General features: G+C 43.9%; 11 protein-coding genes and 1 tRNA gene. 4 read left to right on the top strand and 8 right to left on the bottom strand.

Going from position 1 to position 13,765, the window contains the following annotated elements:
- Window positions 1-203 precede the first annotated feature (203 nt).
- Window positions 204-276: transfer RNA gene (locus F6K64_RS07805), tRNA-Arg, on the bottom strand.
- A 650-nt stretch (window positions 277-926) separates the two neighbouring features.
- On the opposite strand from F6K64_RS07805, the gene F6K64_RS07800 reads away from it, so the two are divergent.
- The 3 genes from F6K64_RS07800 (at window position 927) to F6K64_RS07790 (ending at window position 3,730) form a co-directional block, all read left to right on the top strand.
- Window positions 927-1,586 carry an Npun_F0813 family protein gene (locus F6K64_RS07800; RefSeq protein WP_008179302.1) on the top strand — a complete coding sequence of 220 codons (660 nt, stop codon included), beginning with the start codon at window positions 927-929 and terminating at the stop codon, window positions 1,584-1,586.
- Window positions 1,587-1,679: 93 nt separating this feature from the next.
- The gene (locus tag F6K64_RS07795; RefSeq protein WP_008179304.1) at window positions 1,680-2,714 is read left to right on the top strand and encodes a hypothetical protein; all 1,035 of its coding nucleotides are present in this window, start codon (window positions 1,680-1,682) and stop codon (window positions 2,712-2,714) included.
- Entirely contained in the window at window positions 2,711-3,730 is a 1,020-nt protein-coding gene (locus F6K64_RS07790; RefSeq protein WP_008179306.1) for a helix-turn-helix domain-containing protein, read from the top strand. Before F6K64_RS07795 ends, F6K64_RS07790 begins: the two co-directional genes overlap by 4 nt.
- 179 nt (window positions 3,731-3,909) lie before the next feature.
- Here the strand turns inward: F6K64_RS07790 and F6K64_RS07785 are convergent, their stop codons facing one another.
- On the bottom strand, window positions 3,910-4,839 hold the full coding sequence (locus F6K64_RS07785; RefSeq protein ID WP_008179308.1) for an ADP-ribosylglycohydrolase family protein: 930 nt from the start codon (window positions 4,837-4,839) through the stop codon (window positions 3,910-3,912).
- A 549-nt stretch (window positions 4,840-5,388) separates the two neighbouring features.
- On the opposite strand from F6K64_RS07785, the gene F6K64_RS07780 reads away from it, so the two are divergent.
- On the top strand, window positions 5,389-7,311 hold the full coding sequence (locus F6K64_RS07780; RefSeq protein ID WP_044492238.1) for a glycoside hydrolase family 10-like protein: 1,923 nt from the start codon (window positions 5,389-5,391) through the stop codon (window positions 7,309-7,311).
- Between the two features lie 129 nt (window positions 7,312-7,440).
- On the opposite strand, the gene F6K64_RS07775 is transcribed toward F6K64_RS07780, so the two are convergent.
- The 6 genes from F6K64_RS07775 to F6K64_RS07750 all read right to left on the bottom strand — a co-directional run bounded on the left by F6K64_RS07775 (window position 7,441) and on the right by F6K64_RS07750 (window position 13,633).
- The gene (locus F6K64_RS07775; RefSeq protein ID WP_008179311.1) at window positions 7,441-10,485 is read right to left on the bottom strand and encodes a non-ribosomal peptide synthetase family protein; all 3,045 of its coding nucleotides are present in this window, start codon (window positions 10,483-10,485) and stop codon (window positions 7,441-7,443) included.
- Window positions 10,486-10,583: 98 nt separating this feature from the next.
- Complete coding sequence (locus tag F6K64_RS07770; RefSeq protein WP_071986791.1) at window positions 10,584-10,958, bottom strand: four helix bundle protein; 375 nt, start codon at window positions 10,956-10,958, stop codon at window positions 10,584-10,586.
- Between the two features lie 88 nt (window positions 10,959-11,046).
- A complete protein-coding gene (locus F6K64_RS07765) occupies window positions 11,047-11,802 on the bottom strand; it encodes an SDR family NAD(P)-dependent oxidoreductase (protein WP_008179315.1) in 756 nt (251 codons plus the stop codon).
- Window positions 11,803-11,827: 25 nt separating this feature from the next.
- A complete protein-coding gene (locus tag F6K64_RS07760; protein ID WP_008179317.1) occupies window positions 11,828-12,235 on the bottom strand; it encodes a cupin domain-containing protein in 408 nt (135 codons plus the stop codon).
- A gap of 57 nt (window positions 12,236-12,292) precedes the next feature.
- A complete protein-coding gene (locus F6K64_RS07755; RefSeq protein WP_008179320.1) occupies window positions 12,293-13,234 on the bottom strand; it encodes a methyltransferase in 942 nt (313 codons plus the stop codon).
- 24 nt (window positions 13,235-13,258) lie between these two features.
- Complete coding sequence (locus tag F6K64_RS07750) at window positions 13,259-13,633, bottom strand: formyl transferase (protein ID WP_008179321.1); 375 nt, start codon at window positions 13,631-13,633, stop codon at window positions 13,259-13,261.
- Window positions 13,634-13,765 lie beyond the last annotated feature (132 nt).

Genomic DNA, 13,765 nt, shown 5'->3' with positions numbered 1-13,765 from the left:
AACTTCAAGACACTTACCCTATCGGGTAAAGTGCGGGGCTTCTCGCGGTTTAGCTAAGCATATGCGTCTCATCCAGGTTTGGGGGATTTCTCAATAATTTTTAAGAGGAGCGCAACATCACTTTACATTTAGACCTTAGTCCTATGTATTTTGTGAGCCAAATTAAGCCAGATGGTATTGACTTTTGACCAATAACCAAAGAGCGCCCTCGGTAGGATTTGAACCCACGACCCAGGGATTAGAAATCCCTTGCTCTATCCACTGAGCTACGAGGGCATAGCTATATCATACATCAGAAAAAACTGTTTTTGCTTGGCTGGTGATCGGGTACCAGTCTCTGTGTGGCTAATACCTAGTCCTATCAAGGCGCTTTGGGGGTATTCACTCCTGTGTCGGTAAACCATAAACAACTATTATACCAATTTCAAACGGGACAGTCAAGGTCAAGGAGGAACAGGGAACTTAGGATCAAGCAACAATGGCTCCGGTAACAGAAAGCATTCCCCGTTAACCGTTGCCCGTTCCCCGTTCCCGATCTCAGGAGAGCCTTGGGCTTAAGTGGATAGCCACCACAATTATCGATTGCTTGTCTCAATTAGCGGTAAGACTCAAGGCACTTAGCTCGAACCCGAGTTAAGGTAGGTACATAGTCAGTGTCACTGATCAGAACTTAGTCAGACCCTGTCACAAGGATTCTGATCAGGAGATAGTGACTAGTACTCTGTCAAAATTGAATTGAGGGGTAAACTATACTTTTCCGGATTAGGCACGCTTTTACTAGGCATTAGGTATGACTTAACACCTTGCCACCGTGCCACCGTGCGACCTTGCCCTAACCCTCAAAACTAAATTGACAGAGTACTAGGGGGTTAGAACACTTCGTCAACAGCACCCCCTGACCCTGTCAGGAGTCATGTGCCAGTATCATGTTTATTTTGAAAAGGCAGGATGTTGAAATCTCTAGTATTCAGCACCCACAGAGGGAGCAGCAAATCCCGATTCTCAATTACCAGGGGCAAACCTTTCGCCTGCTCAGTGTATTTGGTTCCACTCAGGAAGAGGAAGCCATAGCTTTCTGGCGAGACCTCACCGATAATCGGGGCAAAGCTTGTGTATTGTTGGAAGAACCTGACCGCTACAGCGTTTGGGGAAAAATCCGTCTGGAGCAATTAGGCACTGAACCCAGCTCTGAGGGCACTAGGGTATCCTACATTCAAGCCTGTCTTTTGCTACTACAGACGGTGTATATGGATGTGGAAGACTTCTTAGGAGCTAGACAAGCTGGGTTGTTTCAGAAGGATATCGCCAAGATCTTGATAGATTTAAACTTTCCCCAGGTTGAATCGACCCAAGCTGTACAACAATTGCTCAAAATCGACCCCCTTACCAACTCTGATTTTCCTACCTGGGAAGAACATGATTTGATCACCCTGTTGCAAGAACTCTATCGCTTAGGTAAAGACTATTTTGGCAATACCAACTTTGCTCAGGGGGTTAGCGATATATTGCAGGATATGCCCCCTCAGGAGCAAACTCAGTTTATCAACTGGCTTAACAACTCTGATCTTGGTAATCTATGGCAATAATCTACAATTGAAAATAAGCTTAAGAATCATAGATATTTTAGCTGCCTAACCATAGTCTTATTGTGCTAGTCAGTGATAAGTGTGAAATTCCTTATGAGCAGCTCTGCAGAACGGTCATCAGGTAATCTATCCCCCCTCAGCAGCAATACCATCATCTATGGTGGTATTGCTTGGGCGATTATCTCCCTATTATTCTTCTTGCTGTTTGGGATTACATCCCCTGGGCAAGAAAGTCCATTTTGGTACCTGATTACTACCTACTTTTTAGAATGTATACCCTTCCTAGTAGCAAGTATTCTCTGTTTCAGAAATTGGCGTAGCCCTCAGATTGCCAGTGGACGAAATGTCTGGCTAGGACTTGGTCTGGGGAATCTGTTCTATTTGATGGGTGACTTGATATTCGGTGTGTGGGAGCTGTATTTTCACCTTAACCCTGATGTATCACTAGCAGATGTGTTTTACTTATCGTCCTACGTATGTCTTGGGGTAGGCATGTTTTTAGCAGTTATTCCCAGGCGCTTAAACTTAGAACTTTGGCAAGGGTTAACGATTGTAGCGATTGCCATAGTGGGGATGGCCTTAGCTGCTTTGCTGTTACTTGCCCCTTCCCTCGAATCCAGCACTCCTGAATCTGGTGATTTGATAATTGCGTATTCTATTTCTGACTCGACCACAGCAGTTCCGGTCAAGGACAATAATGCTATGGTCATCTCGGCAGAGCCATCTGAAATAACCAACTCTGAGGCAAATCAGAGTACCGATCATAATTCTCCAAGGTGGGCTATTGAACTTGACAACTCACTGAGTGCCTATTCAAACCAATTGACGACCCTCTACATTGCTTTCGATGTAATTCTGCTGATTATTGCCTCATCCCTACTGTTAGCGTTTTGGGGTGGACGTTTTTCCCAATCCTGGCAAATGATTGCCGCTGCCACATTTTGCCTGTACATTGCAGATATGTGGTTTAAGTATGCTGAGACTAGACCGAACTACGAAAGTGGCGGTTTACCAGAAGTCTTTTTTGTATTCAGTGGTGTATTGTTTGCAATAGGGGCTGCCCTGGAATATCAAATATCGAGCCGTTCCCGTCGTGGTTCACGCAGGCGAGCTGAAAAAGTAGCATGAGTCCAAGAAAACTATCTGATGTCGATAAACAGGACATCCTAGAACTATATCGACAGACAGCAGAGACAACTTCAACGCTGGCTGACCGTTATGGAGTTAGTAACTCCACCATTAGCCGTATCCTTAAGAGCAACTTGTTGGAGCCAGAATACGAGGCTCTAATCCAACAAAAGCGCTCTAATCGTACTGCTGATCATGTTTCCTCTTCTACTGTCAAAACGGCTAAGCCTGTGGTAGATTCAGCAGCTCAATCATCACTAGTTGGACTCGAAAATGAACCATTAGCAAATGAACCATTAGCAGAATCTATCAGTGATTTATTGACTTCAACCTCTACTGATGGACGTCGGCGGCGTAAGCGTTCCTCTGTGGCTACTCAACCACCAGTGGAGGAAGAGGAGCAACATACCCAACTGCAACTAGATATTACCACATCAGGTTCAGATGAAGATAAGTCTGTTGATGACCAAGATGAATTCTTACCTGAGGATAAGGGACTAGCAACTAGGAGATTCGCTGAGTTGCTGGACGAAGATTTAGGGGATTTGGATCAAGATGATGATTTAGAGGATTTGGATGACCTAGATGATCTAGATGACCTAGATGACCTAGATGATCTAGATGACCTAGATGAAGATTGGGACGATGACTTGCCAGATCCTGAGATTCACGAATCCATCAGAACCTCTGTGGCTAAAAGCGGTTCTTACATTGAAATTTTGCCCCTCTCGGAAGCTTCTCTTCCTAAAACCTGCTATTTGGTAGTCAGCCGAGCGGCGGAGTTAATTGCTCGCCCTCTGAATGAGTTTAGCGACCTCGGACAAATTCCTGACGAAGAAGTTCAAGAGACAACCTTGCCAGTATTTGAAAACCATAGGGTAGCACGGCGTTTTTCTAACCGTTCTGAGCGAGTCATCAAGGTTCCTGATGCTCAGATGCTTCAGAAGACCTCTTCCTATTTGCAAGCTAAAGGAATTACCCGATTATTAATTGATGGTCAGGTCTATTCTATTTAATATCAAGTCCCCTGGCTTCTGGGTGAGGGACTTTCGCCCTTAGGGTTTTAGGGAGTCGGGAGTCGGGAGTCGGAATTCCCCCTACTGCTGGCGGAAGGGTGGGAGGGGGGAAGCAAATGGAATGTACTTCATAAGTATTTGAAACGCTATAACTATTGATATAACTTACTTGATATAACTTAAGCGCTTTGAGCGAGGGCAAATAGTTGGTCAGCTGTGGACTCAATCAGCTCCCGTTTAACTAGTCGGTAACGCCAAGATTCTGGTATCCCTTGATATCCATAAAATGCCCCTGCCAATTGTCCGTAAACTGCCCCGGTGGTATCAGCATCATCACCCAAGTTGACGGCTAACAGACAGCCTTCCCGAAACGAGCTACTGTGCTCAAAGGCCCATAACGCGGCTTCTAAGGATTTGACTACATAACCTGTCCCCTTAATTTCTGGGGGCTGGCGGTATTTGAAGGATCCTGTGGCAATTTCGTGTATTTCCCCAACCATTGGGTTTTCTTGCCAGTATTGAGGAATGGGGCAATAGAGTTCCGAAAGCAGTTCTTCTTTGCTTACTCCATTAACTGCTCCCACTAGCAGGGCCCCCAAGTAGCGACAAGCATCGACAGCGGTTGCTACTCCATGAGTGGTGCGTGAACTATCACCAGATTTCTCGATCGCTTCTCTGGGTTTTTTAGCATAAAACAAAGGCACAGGAGCCAAGCGCATGATAGACCCATTACCAGCACTACGGGGAGCTGTGGAACCACAGTAAGGGTTTTGGGTTATTTGAAATTGCTGCAAGGCTTGGGATACTGTGTTTCCAATGTCAAAACACTGACCTGTGCTGCTGAGATAACCTTCTCGGGACCATCGCAGATACTGCTGTAATTGATCAACTGGATCAAACCCCTGTTGCTCAATCAAACTATGGGCTAAACACAGAGCCATGGATGTATCATCAGTCCAGTAGCCAGGCTTCAAACCAAAAGTCCCACCACCCACCATATCTTGAATCGGGGTAAAAGAGCCTGGTGGCTTAAACTCTAAAGTAGTACCGACTGCATCCCCGACAGCCAATCCTAAGAGACTGCCACGGTAACGGTTAATTAGCTCCATGAGATAATTCCTCCTGTGACATACTCCCACACTGACAAGCACGGTTCAGTGTGGGCTTCTTACCAACTCCACCCAACGGTATCGGCTTTCGCCGACGCGGGGCGCGTTCGGATACTCGGTAAGCTTTATTAACGACACGGGATGCCCCTCCGCGCCGGAACAATACAATAATTTCTATTTTTAATTAGTAGGTGGCGGTTAGCTCTTAATTGATTTTCCCTACTACATCTAGTATAGACGATATTCAATTGTAATTGTTTCCTTATTCCATGCAATAAGAGCGCAAAATTCATCCCATAAGACGCGCGCCTTAGATAGGGTCGCTTTACTACATGCATATTTAACCCTTTTACGCATAACCGACTAACCATAAAAGCGACCCTATCTTACGGTAACTTTAAACACTCATGCTGCGCATTGAGATGTGGGGCTTCTTTTGCTAGAAGCTAATCCATCACCTCTGCTACTCTAGTGTTGGTGTTTTTTGCATCTTCGCGGTTAATCAAAATCCTGATTAACCCAACACCTCACCCGGAGCTTGTTCAACCCATGAAACCGTTACTCAGACTCTGGCCTATAGCCTTGGTAAATAGACTGGTTTCCTTTCAGCAAACCATTAAACATCAGGGTTGGTGGATTTTGCTATTTGTGATCGGCATGATAATTCCTCTATGCCAGCTTTCCCCATCCTACGCCAGTAGTACCTTTAAGGATGTCCCAGAGAATTATTGGGCACAGCCGTGTATCACCAAACTAGCACAACAAAATATTATCAGGGGTTACCCAGATGGTACCTTTAAACCGAATGCTCCGATCACCAGAGCTGAGTTTGCTGCACTGCTTCTGAAGGCTTTCCCTAGTGCTCCTCAAGTGCGCACTGACCAAAAATTCGTGGATGTACCAACTAATTACTGGGCTAATCAGGCTATTCGTAATGCTGATAAAACGGGATTTTTGGCTGGCTATCCTGGTAGAGTTTTCCGGCCTAAGCAAAATATCCCTCGTGTCCAAGCCTTAGTATCTTTAGCGAGTGGATTGAAGTATCAACCGGTTAACCCTTCCGTAGAGACTTTAAAGGCAGCGTTTACTGATGCTACGGCAATTCCGAACTATGCCCAAAATGCGATCGCAGCAGCTACGGAAAATCAGATTGTGGTCAATCCCCCTAATGTGAAGCAATTCAAACCTAACCAACAAGCTAGTCGAGCTGAGGTAGCTGCTTTCTTGTGCCAAGCTACCCAAACCACTGGATTGATTCCTAATCAATACATTGCTAAGGTTGAGCCACCAACTCCTGGTTCTACTGAAGCGGAGTTAAGGGGGGTATGGCTGACAAATATTGATAGTCAGGTACTGTTTTCTACTACAGCAGTAACGGATAGCCTAGAAAAACTTAAGGAGCTGAACTTTAACACGGTATATCCTACAGTGTGGAATTGGGGTTATACACTATATCCGTCTCAAGTAGCTAAACGGGTAGTGGGACTGGAAGCACGAATATCCACGGAGTTAGAAAAAGACTTATTTGACCCAGAAAAGGGGGTACAGGGAGGACGAGATGTTCTCAAAGAGATTGTCGAGGTGGGACATGACAATGGTTTGAGAGTTATTCCCTGGTTTGAATTTGGCTTCAAAGCACCTTCTTATTCTGAATTAGCCAAACGCCACCCAGATTGGCTGACCCAAACCAAAGATGGGGTCAAGACTCAAACTACTAAAGGATTAGAACCAGAGGATGAAAGACTACAAGAGATTGTTTGGCTCAATCCTTTTAAACCAGAGGTACAGCAATTTATTCAAGATTTAGTTATCGAAGTTGTCAACAACTATGATGTTGATGGGATCCAATTCGATGACCACTTTGGCTTGCCAGTGACCTTTGGTTACGATGATTTCACAGTAGAATTGTACAAAAAAGAACACCAAGGTAAATCTCCCCCCACTGACCCAAAGGATGAGGAATGGGTACGGTGGCGAGCAAATAAAATTACGGATTTCCTAACCAAGCTGTTTCGAGCAGTTAAAGACAGTGTTGAAGACAGTAACAATGATGTGATTATTTCCCTATCTCCCAATCCCCAGCGTTTTTCTTACCAATTCTTTTTAGCTGATTGGGCAACTTGGGAACAACGGGGTTTGGTAGAGGAACTAATTGTCCAGATTTATCGAGATAATTTCAGCACTTTTATCTCGGAATTAGACAAGACAGAAGTCAAAAGAGCACGGAGTCATATTCCGGTAGGAATTGGGATTTTAAGTGGTCTCAGAACTCGTTTAGTTCCGGTATCACAAATTCAGCGGCAAGTGGATGCTGTCCGACTGCGGGGATTTGCTGGTGTGTCGTTTTTCTTCTATGAAACCTTGTTGAATATGAGTGATGAACCAGCTTCTGAGCGTCAGAGCGGTTTTGAGGTCATGTTTCCTGAGTTCGTGAAAGCACCAAATATAGAGGATTGGAAGAAATCGAATTGAGCCGTTGCTGAATTGAAGTCTGTTGCTATAAACGCTATTTTCTATTAGTTTACCACAATTTAATTATTTTTCGGAGATGTCTAGTCGTCGGAGTATATATCGAAATCATATCAATCGATTCTATCCCTCCTACATGCTAAATGGAAACTCTTCGATTTGCCGAAGGTAAACCCGAAGCAACTGGCTGTCTGGGGACGCGCAAGTAATACCAGACTTAGCAAGTCCCTTAACAGTATTTTCGCAATCCAACTTTGACGTGAAAGAGGATGCCTCTAAATAGGTTAGCTGAGTTCCAGGAATTTTTTTCGTTAAAAACGGCAAGATGGGACTTAAAACATTTTCTGGGGAACTCAAGATCACATCCCGCATTTTTGATTCCCAATCGGGATAGTCTATTTGCTCGATAAGGTAGCCGAGAGAACGAATGAGATCGACTAGCTCCCCTATCTGCAAACACTGAGGATTGACTAAGTGGAAGCTTTTTCCTAGGGATTCTTTCTGCCTAGATAGATAAACAATGGCTTGACTAACATAGTCTACTGGTGTCAAATCGAATTCAATATTGAGATCGGGAGCAATGCCTTGCTCGACAAAGCTCTTGAGCAGGCGACCTAAGGTTTGCTCGGCATTAGATGCGCCAGTTTTACTGTGCCCGCTAATCGTCCCTGGTCGGTATATACTAACCGGAATACCAAAAGAATGTGCGGTTTTCAACAATTTTTCTGCTACCCATTTACTTTGAGCATAGCCTCCATAGACTACTTCACAATCTTCCAGAGGGTCTTCTTCTCGAATGGATGGCTTGTTGAAATACCCTGTTGACTTAAAAATAGCGGGTGAAGAGATAAAATGGACGGACTTGAGTTTGATTTGACTGGCTAATCTCAAGATTTCCTGAGTTCCTCCCACATTGGCTGCTCGCATAGCTGTGTAGGGATAGGCTAAATTCAAGAAAGTGGCAGAATGATAGATAATATCGATTTCCCGCGCTAGCTCCTCGAACTGTTGGTCGTGTAGTCCCAAAAGTGACTGGGACAAATCCCCTATCACTGGAATAATCCGGGAGTTGAAATTTTCATATTCCAGTAAATAGCGATCTAGGTTGTTGGTAATTTTCTGCTTGCCTTCAGCAGTAGTCTTACAGCCACGAACCAGGCAATAAATCCTGGCTTGGGTTTGTCTGAGGAGTTCATCGAGTAAAAAAGCACCGAGAAATCCCGTTGCTCCAGTCAATAAAATAGCATTGGGTTCGGAATAATACCCAACAGAAGTAAAGTTCGGTTTGATGGTGGGATCTAGAACGGCTTCTGAAAGCAACTCTTCCACAGTCATGCTTTCAATCCCTGCAGCCTCTTCTGAGTTGCTGAATTTATCGATTGCTTCAGCCATGTTAGCTACTGTGGGTGCTTCTAACAAGGTGCGTAGGGGGAAATCAACTCCAAAAGCGTGTCTTACTTGGAAAAGGAGCCGAATTGCTAGCAGAGAATTTCCTCCTAATTCAAAGAAGTTGTCCCTCAGGCCAATTGGATGGATGTGTAAAACCTGACTCCAGAGTTGGGCTAATTTTGTTTCTAGTGAGGTACGGGGTGGGACAAATTCTTGCTCTAAAATAGGTCGTTCGGGATTAGGTGCAGGGAGCGATCGCCTGTCTAACTTACCATTAGGGGTTAGGGGCAACTCGTCTAAAACCACAAATGCGGCAGGAAGCATGTATTCTGGCAGCTTTGCTTGGATAAGTCTTCGCAATTCTGGCACAATTTCTATCCGAGATTCTTCACCCACAGTGCTGACAATATAAGCGACTAAGCGCTTGTCACCCGGAATATCTTCCCTAGCAATTACTGCGGCTTGTCTCACCACAGGGTGTTGAGTAAGTACTCCTTCAATTTCCCCTAGTTCAATGCGGAAACCGCGAATTTTTACCTGATGATCGCTACGACCGAGTAACTCAATATTACCATCGGCAAGATAGCGAGCTAAGTCTCCTGTTTTGTATAATTTTGACTTTTGACTTACTCTTCGAGAAGCCGCTTTCGCGTCTATGACTTTTGAATTTTCAAAGGGGTTGGTGATGAATTTTTCTGCTGTTAATTCTGGGCGGTTGAGATACCCCCTGACGAGATAGTCTCCGCCTACGTAAAGTTCCCCAGTTTCTCCTCTGGGAACGGGTTGCATTTGCTGGTCTAAAATATAAATTGGCAGGTTAGCAATCGGGCGAGTTATAGAAAAGTTACGCGGTTCTGGTTCTGGTTGACAGTTCCAGGAGCTAACAACAATGGTTTCAGTAGAGCCGTAGATTTCAATTGCTTCGCAATTGGGAAGGCTCTCCCAAAAGCGTTGTTTGAGAGCAAAGGGAAATGCTTCCCCACCTACAAAGATTCGTCTGAGATTCCTGCAACTCTTCAAGCCCGGATCTTCCAGGAAAATCGAGAGCATAGAGGAAACAAAATAAGCAACGGTAATTTGCTCTTGGGCGATTAGCCGAACTATGTAAGCACTATCTTTTTCACCGTCTGGTTTTGCTAAAACAACGCAAGCTCCAGCCATTAGAGGCCAAAATAACTCCCAGCGACTGGAAACATCAAAGCTGAGAGAGGCTTTGTGCAAAACGCGATCGCTTTTCTGATAGGGAAAAGTCTCTTGAAGCCAGCCCCAGCTTTGACAAACCGCTCTATGGGGCATCATTGCCCCTTTTGGCTTTCCGGTTGACCCAGAAGTATAGGTAATGTAAGCTAAGTTTTCTGCTCCAACCCTACCGACTGGGTTAGTATTGCTTTCTACAGCTATTTTCTGCCAATCTGTATCCAAGCAAACTAGATGTCCTTGATATTCGGGAATTTCCGCCACCAATTTCTGTTGCGTCAACAGCACTGACACCTGGGTATCATGGAGCATGAACTCCAAACGCTCGCTCGGATAGGATGGATCTAAGGGCACATAAGCCCCCCCTGCTTTAAGAATCCCCAAAAGTCCGATCGCTGTATGGATAGAACGCTCCACACAAATCCCCACAAGGGTTTCCGGTTCTACACCTAAGGAGCGCAAATAGCTGGCTAACTGGTTCGCTTTGCCATTAAGTTCTCGGTAGGTTAACTGCTGGTTGTCACACACAACCGCAATAGTATCAGGTGTTCGTTCTACCTGGGCTTCAAATAACTGAGGTATGGTATTCATATACTTTGAGGTTTTGGGTGTTAGGTATTAGGTGTTAGGTGTTAGGTGTTAGGTGTTAGGTGTTAGGTGTTAGGTAAAACACCAATTCTTCCGATGACCTAATTTTTCTTATTATCCTTGAGTTTTTCGATCAGAATGTTGAGCATTCTTCCTATTTCATCGCTTAGCTCTAAAACAGGTTGTAACTCCGAGTTTTTAAGATAAGATAATCTACCAGTAATTAGCAAATGTGTTTCCAATTCTTTCAGAGATCCATTAGCTATGGAGAGATGATGGATATAGTCTCCCAAATGCAGTCTCCCTTTCCCCTCAGCGATGTTAGCTGGAATTGAAACGGCAGCTCGTTGAATTTGGCTGCTCAGTCCATAAATCTCAGTTTTTGGTAACTTAGAAGTAAGTTGGTAGCATAGTACAACCAAGTCCATTGCCCGATTCCAAACCTTTAAGTCTCGATAACTCTTAACTTCGATCACCTGGATCACCTTTTTCGTTTAGTCATTATCTAAAGCCCAACATCTAACACCCAAAACCTAACACCTAACACCACTTCTCTGATGCACTCTAGCGCACGTATGAGGCTCCATTAATATCAATGTTGGTTCCAGTTGCCGAGGGGACTTGTCCGGATAAGAGGAAAACCACCATGGCAGCAATTTCCTCTGGCTGGGCGATTCGCTGTAGGGGAATACCTGATAATATCTCAGACAGAGGATAGTTTTGGGTAAATTCCGCAGTCATCTCGGTATCAACAAAGCCGGGACAAATAGAATAGGCTAGTATGCCATCAGCCGCGAAGTTTCGAGCAATACTTTTAGTGAAATTACTCAGTGCTGCTTTGGAGGCTGCATAGTGCATACACTCTGGGGTGTCACCACGATGAGCTGCACGACTGGAAATATTGACAATAATTCCTCCTCCCTTGGACTTAAAGTGTTCTATGGCGCGTCTGGTGATGGAACTAACAGCAATCAGGTTAACTTGAAGAGTTTTGAGCCATTTTTCTTCCCAGACTGAGGGATTATCATCCAAGCTGAGTTCGGTCATGATGGCGGCATTATTAACAACACCATCAATGGCATATCCCAGATTAATAATTTCCTCCACTAATTCTTGTCCTGCTTGGGGCTCGGATAAGTCTTTTTGAATTACAACACAATCCGTTTTTGCTTCGGATGCTAACTTCTGGGCTGGCTCAATATGGGAATTACAGTGCACCACAACTCGTGCTTCTGACCCAATAAGATGTTCGGCGATGGAGTAGCCGATTCCTGTTCCTGCTCCTGTTACCAGAAATGTTTTTTCTGCGATCTTGATCATTGCATTAGTTCCATTAGGTTAAGATTCAGGATTTCTGGCTAGGAAAGAAATCTGGTTTCCAATCCGCAGGCACTTCTCCCACTTCGTTCTTAAAATCGTGAAAGCTGTTCGGCGAAGAAATGGCTATAAAGTGTAGGTCATTGCTTGATTCATTCCTAATTTGATGCAGCGCTCCCGGAGATATTAGTATGCCATCACCCGAATTAAGAACATGTGTTGTGTTCTCAATTACTATAGATGCTTCACCCTCAAGTATAAAGAAAAACTGTTGGGCAACTTCGTGGTAATGTTCTACTCCCCTGCTGTTGGGAGGCATAATTTCCTGTGCAACGGTTAAATTGTCATTGGCTAATAAATGCCATCCTTGACAGCCAGTTCCCCATTGAAAATTTTCGGCAGTAGCTTTATTGATGATCTTTGCGTGGTTTGACATTGCTTTTTTCTCTTAAATCTAAAGTTACTTTAGCATGAGCAAAACTTAGGAGTTTACTCATGCTTTCTTGGCACGGATAAAATATAACTGCTGATAGAGATTGCCCTCTTCTTCTAGAAAGGGGGAGGGTTCTCCTTCTAGATCTGCTAGTTTTTGATAGCTTTGGACAAACTCTGTGTGATAGTTAGCTAAGGCAACATTAATTCTGTGGACAACAGCCCAATTGGCATCACCCCGCTCTTCCCAGTTAATAGAATAGTCTAAAGGATTGTCACTATCGCTTTCAATTCCTTTTCCCCAGTATTTTTCCATTAACCTATGGGTTAGTCTGGGGCCATTTTTACTGGTGGCGATGAAGAGAATTTCCCCTCCTGGTGCCAGGTAGGAACTACCTTGGGTAATTAAAGTGTCCATTACTAGTCTGCCGCGATCGCCATTGCGGTTCCATTCTTCACCCCGAAATTGGTCAGCAAACTTCAGCCTTGCTTGCAATTTTTCCTCCGTATCAGGTAGTGCTGGCGGGTTGAGATAAATGCGATCAACTTTCCCTTCAATCTCTCGATTCCCTTGAATTGCAGCAAAGCAGTTAGACTCAAAACTTTGGAAATCTTTTGGGTTAAGACCATTCAATGCCCAATTGCTTCCTTGCAGGGTAACGGCATAAGGGTTTAATTCCGTGCCAATTACCTGAGCTGCACCACCTTTTCCGGCGACTATGCCAAACATGCCTAAGCCACCAGCAAAATCCATCACCACCTTGCCCCTACAATCATCAGCAGCTACTAGCTCACACATTGTGAGGGAAAATAGTGAAGAAGGTGTCCAAGCATTAGGATGGCTTTCTAGTAAAATATCTAAGTCATTACTGAGATGATATTTGACAATCGTGCCCGCCTCTAAAGACTGATAATCAATGTTACTGTCCGAGTCGTAGGTAATAATTGTTTTTTGTGTACAGAAATCTTTGTCTGTTTCTAAATTCAGATCTGGAGTTTTCATTAATTCTATTTGTCTTCGGTAAAGCTACACTAATTGGAAAGTTTCAACTGTTTTTTCTAGGTAATAATATGCTAGAATTTCGCAAAATTCACTGTAATAAAATAGTTGTATGCCCAAATCCTCCATTTGATTAACTTCTTGGTAAGTGGGAGTACGATAATATGTTCTTTTACTAAGATCCTGTTTTACATCCCAAGAAAAAGGAAAAGAATATCCTTGAGCTAACTCATCGATGTATTCTAAAAATATTTGGGCACCCTTTTTGTAAATTAAACATAAATTTTTTAGATAGCTGTAGTTTTTATTAAGATCTACAGAGTAAGCTCCTATGATGCTACCTGTATCAATTCCTTCCTCAACAATATGTAAAGTGCCGTAAAGAGATTTTCCTTCAGCCATATCCCCTGGGGGGGCGACGAAAATAGTTATAAAGCAGACAGGACAAGCGATTTAGCTCTCATTCCTCGTAAATAATACTTCCATTTATTACGATTAAGTCTCATTAATTCTCGTACTAAATTAATACACTCA

The sequence above is a fragment of the Moorena sp. SIO3A2 genome, assembly GCF_010672265.1.
Taxonomy (GTDB): domain Bacteria; phylum Cyanobacteriota; class Cyanobacteriia; order Cyanobacteriales; family Coleofasciculaceae; genus Moorena; species Moorena producens.
This window is presented reverse-complemented; position numbering and strand designations above follow the sequence as displayed.

Coding starts and splice junctions, on each gene's coding strand:
- F6K64_RS07800 (WP_008179302.1), top strand. CDS start 927: ATGTTTATTTTGAAAAGGCAGGATGTTGAAATCTCTAGTATTCAGCAC.
- F6K64_RS07795 (WP_008179304.1), top strand. CDS start 1,680: ATGAGCAGCTCTGCAGAACGGTCATCAGGTAATCTATCCCCCCTCAGC.
- F6K64_RS07790 (WP_008179306.1), top strand. CDS start 2,711: ATGAGTCCAAGAAAACTATCTGATGTCGATAAACAGGACATCCTAGAA.
- F6K64_RS07785 (WP_008179308.1), bottom strand. CDS start 4,839: ATGGAGCTAATTAACCGTTACCGTGGCAGTCTCTTAGGATTGGCTGTC.
- F6K64_RS07780 (WP_044492238.1), top strand. CDS start 5,389: ATGAAACCGTTACTCAGACTCTGGCCTATAGCCTTGGTAAATAGACTG.
- F6K64_RS07775 (WP_008179311.1), bottom strand. CDS start 10,485: ATGAATACCATACCTCAGTTATTTGAAGCCCAGGTAGAACGAACACCT.
- F6K64_RS07765 (WP_008179315.1), bottom strand. CDS start 11,802: ATGATCAAGATCGCAGAAAAAACATTTCTGGTAACAGGAGCAGGAACA.
- F6K64_RS07760 (WP_008179317.1), bottom strand. CDS start 12,235: ATGTCAAACCACGCAAAGATCATCAATAAAGCTACTGCCGAAAATTTT.
- F6K64_RS07755 (WP_008179320.1), bottom strand. CDS start 13,234: ATGAAAACTCCAGATCTGAATTTAGAAACAGACAAAGATTTCTGTACA.
- F6K64_RS07750 (WP_008179321.1), bottom strand. CDS start 13,633: ATGGCTGAAGGAAAATCTCTTTACGGCACTTTACATATTGTTGAGGAA.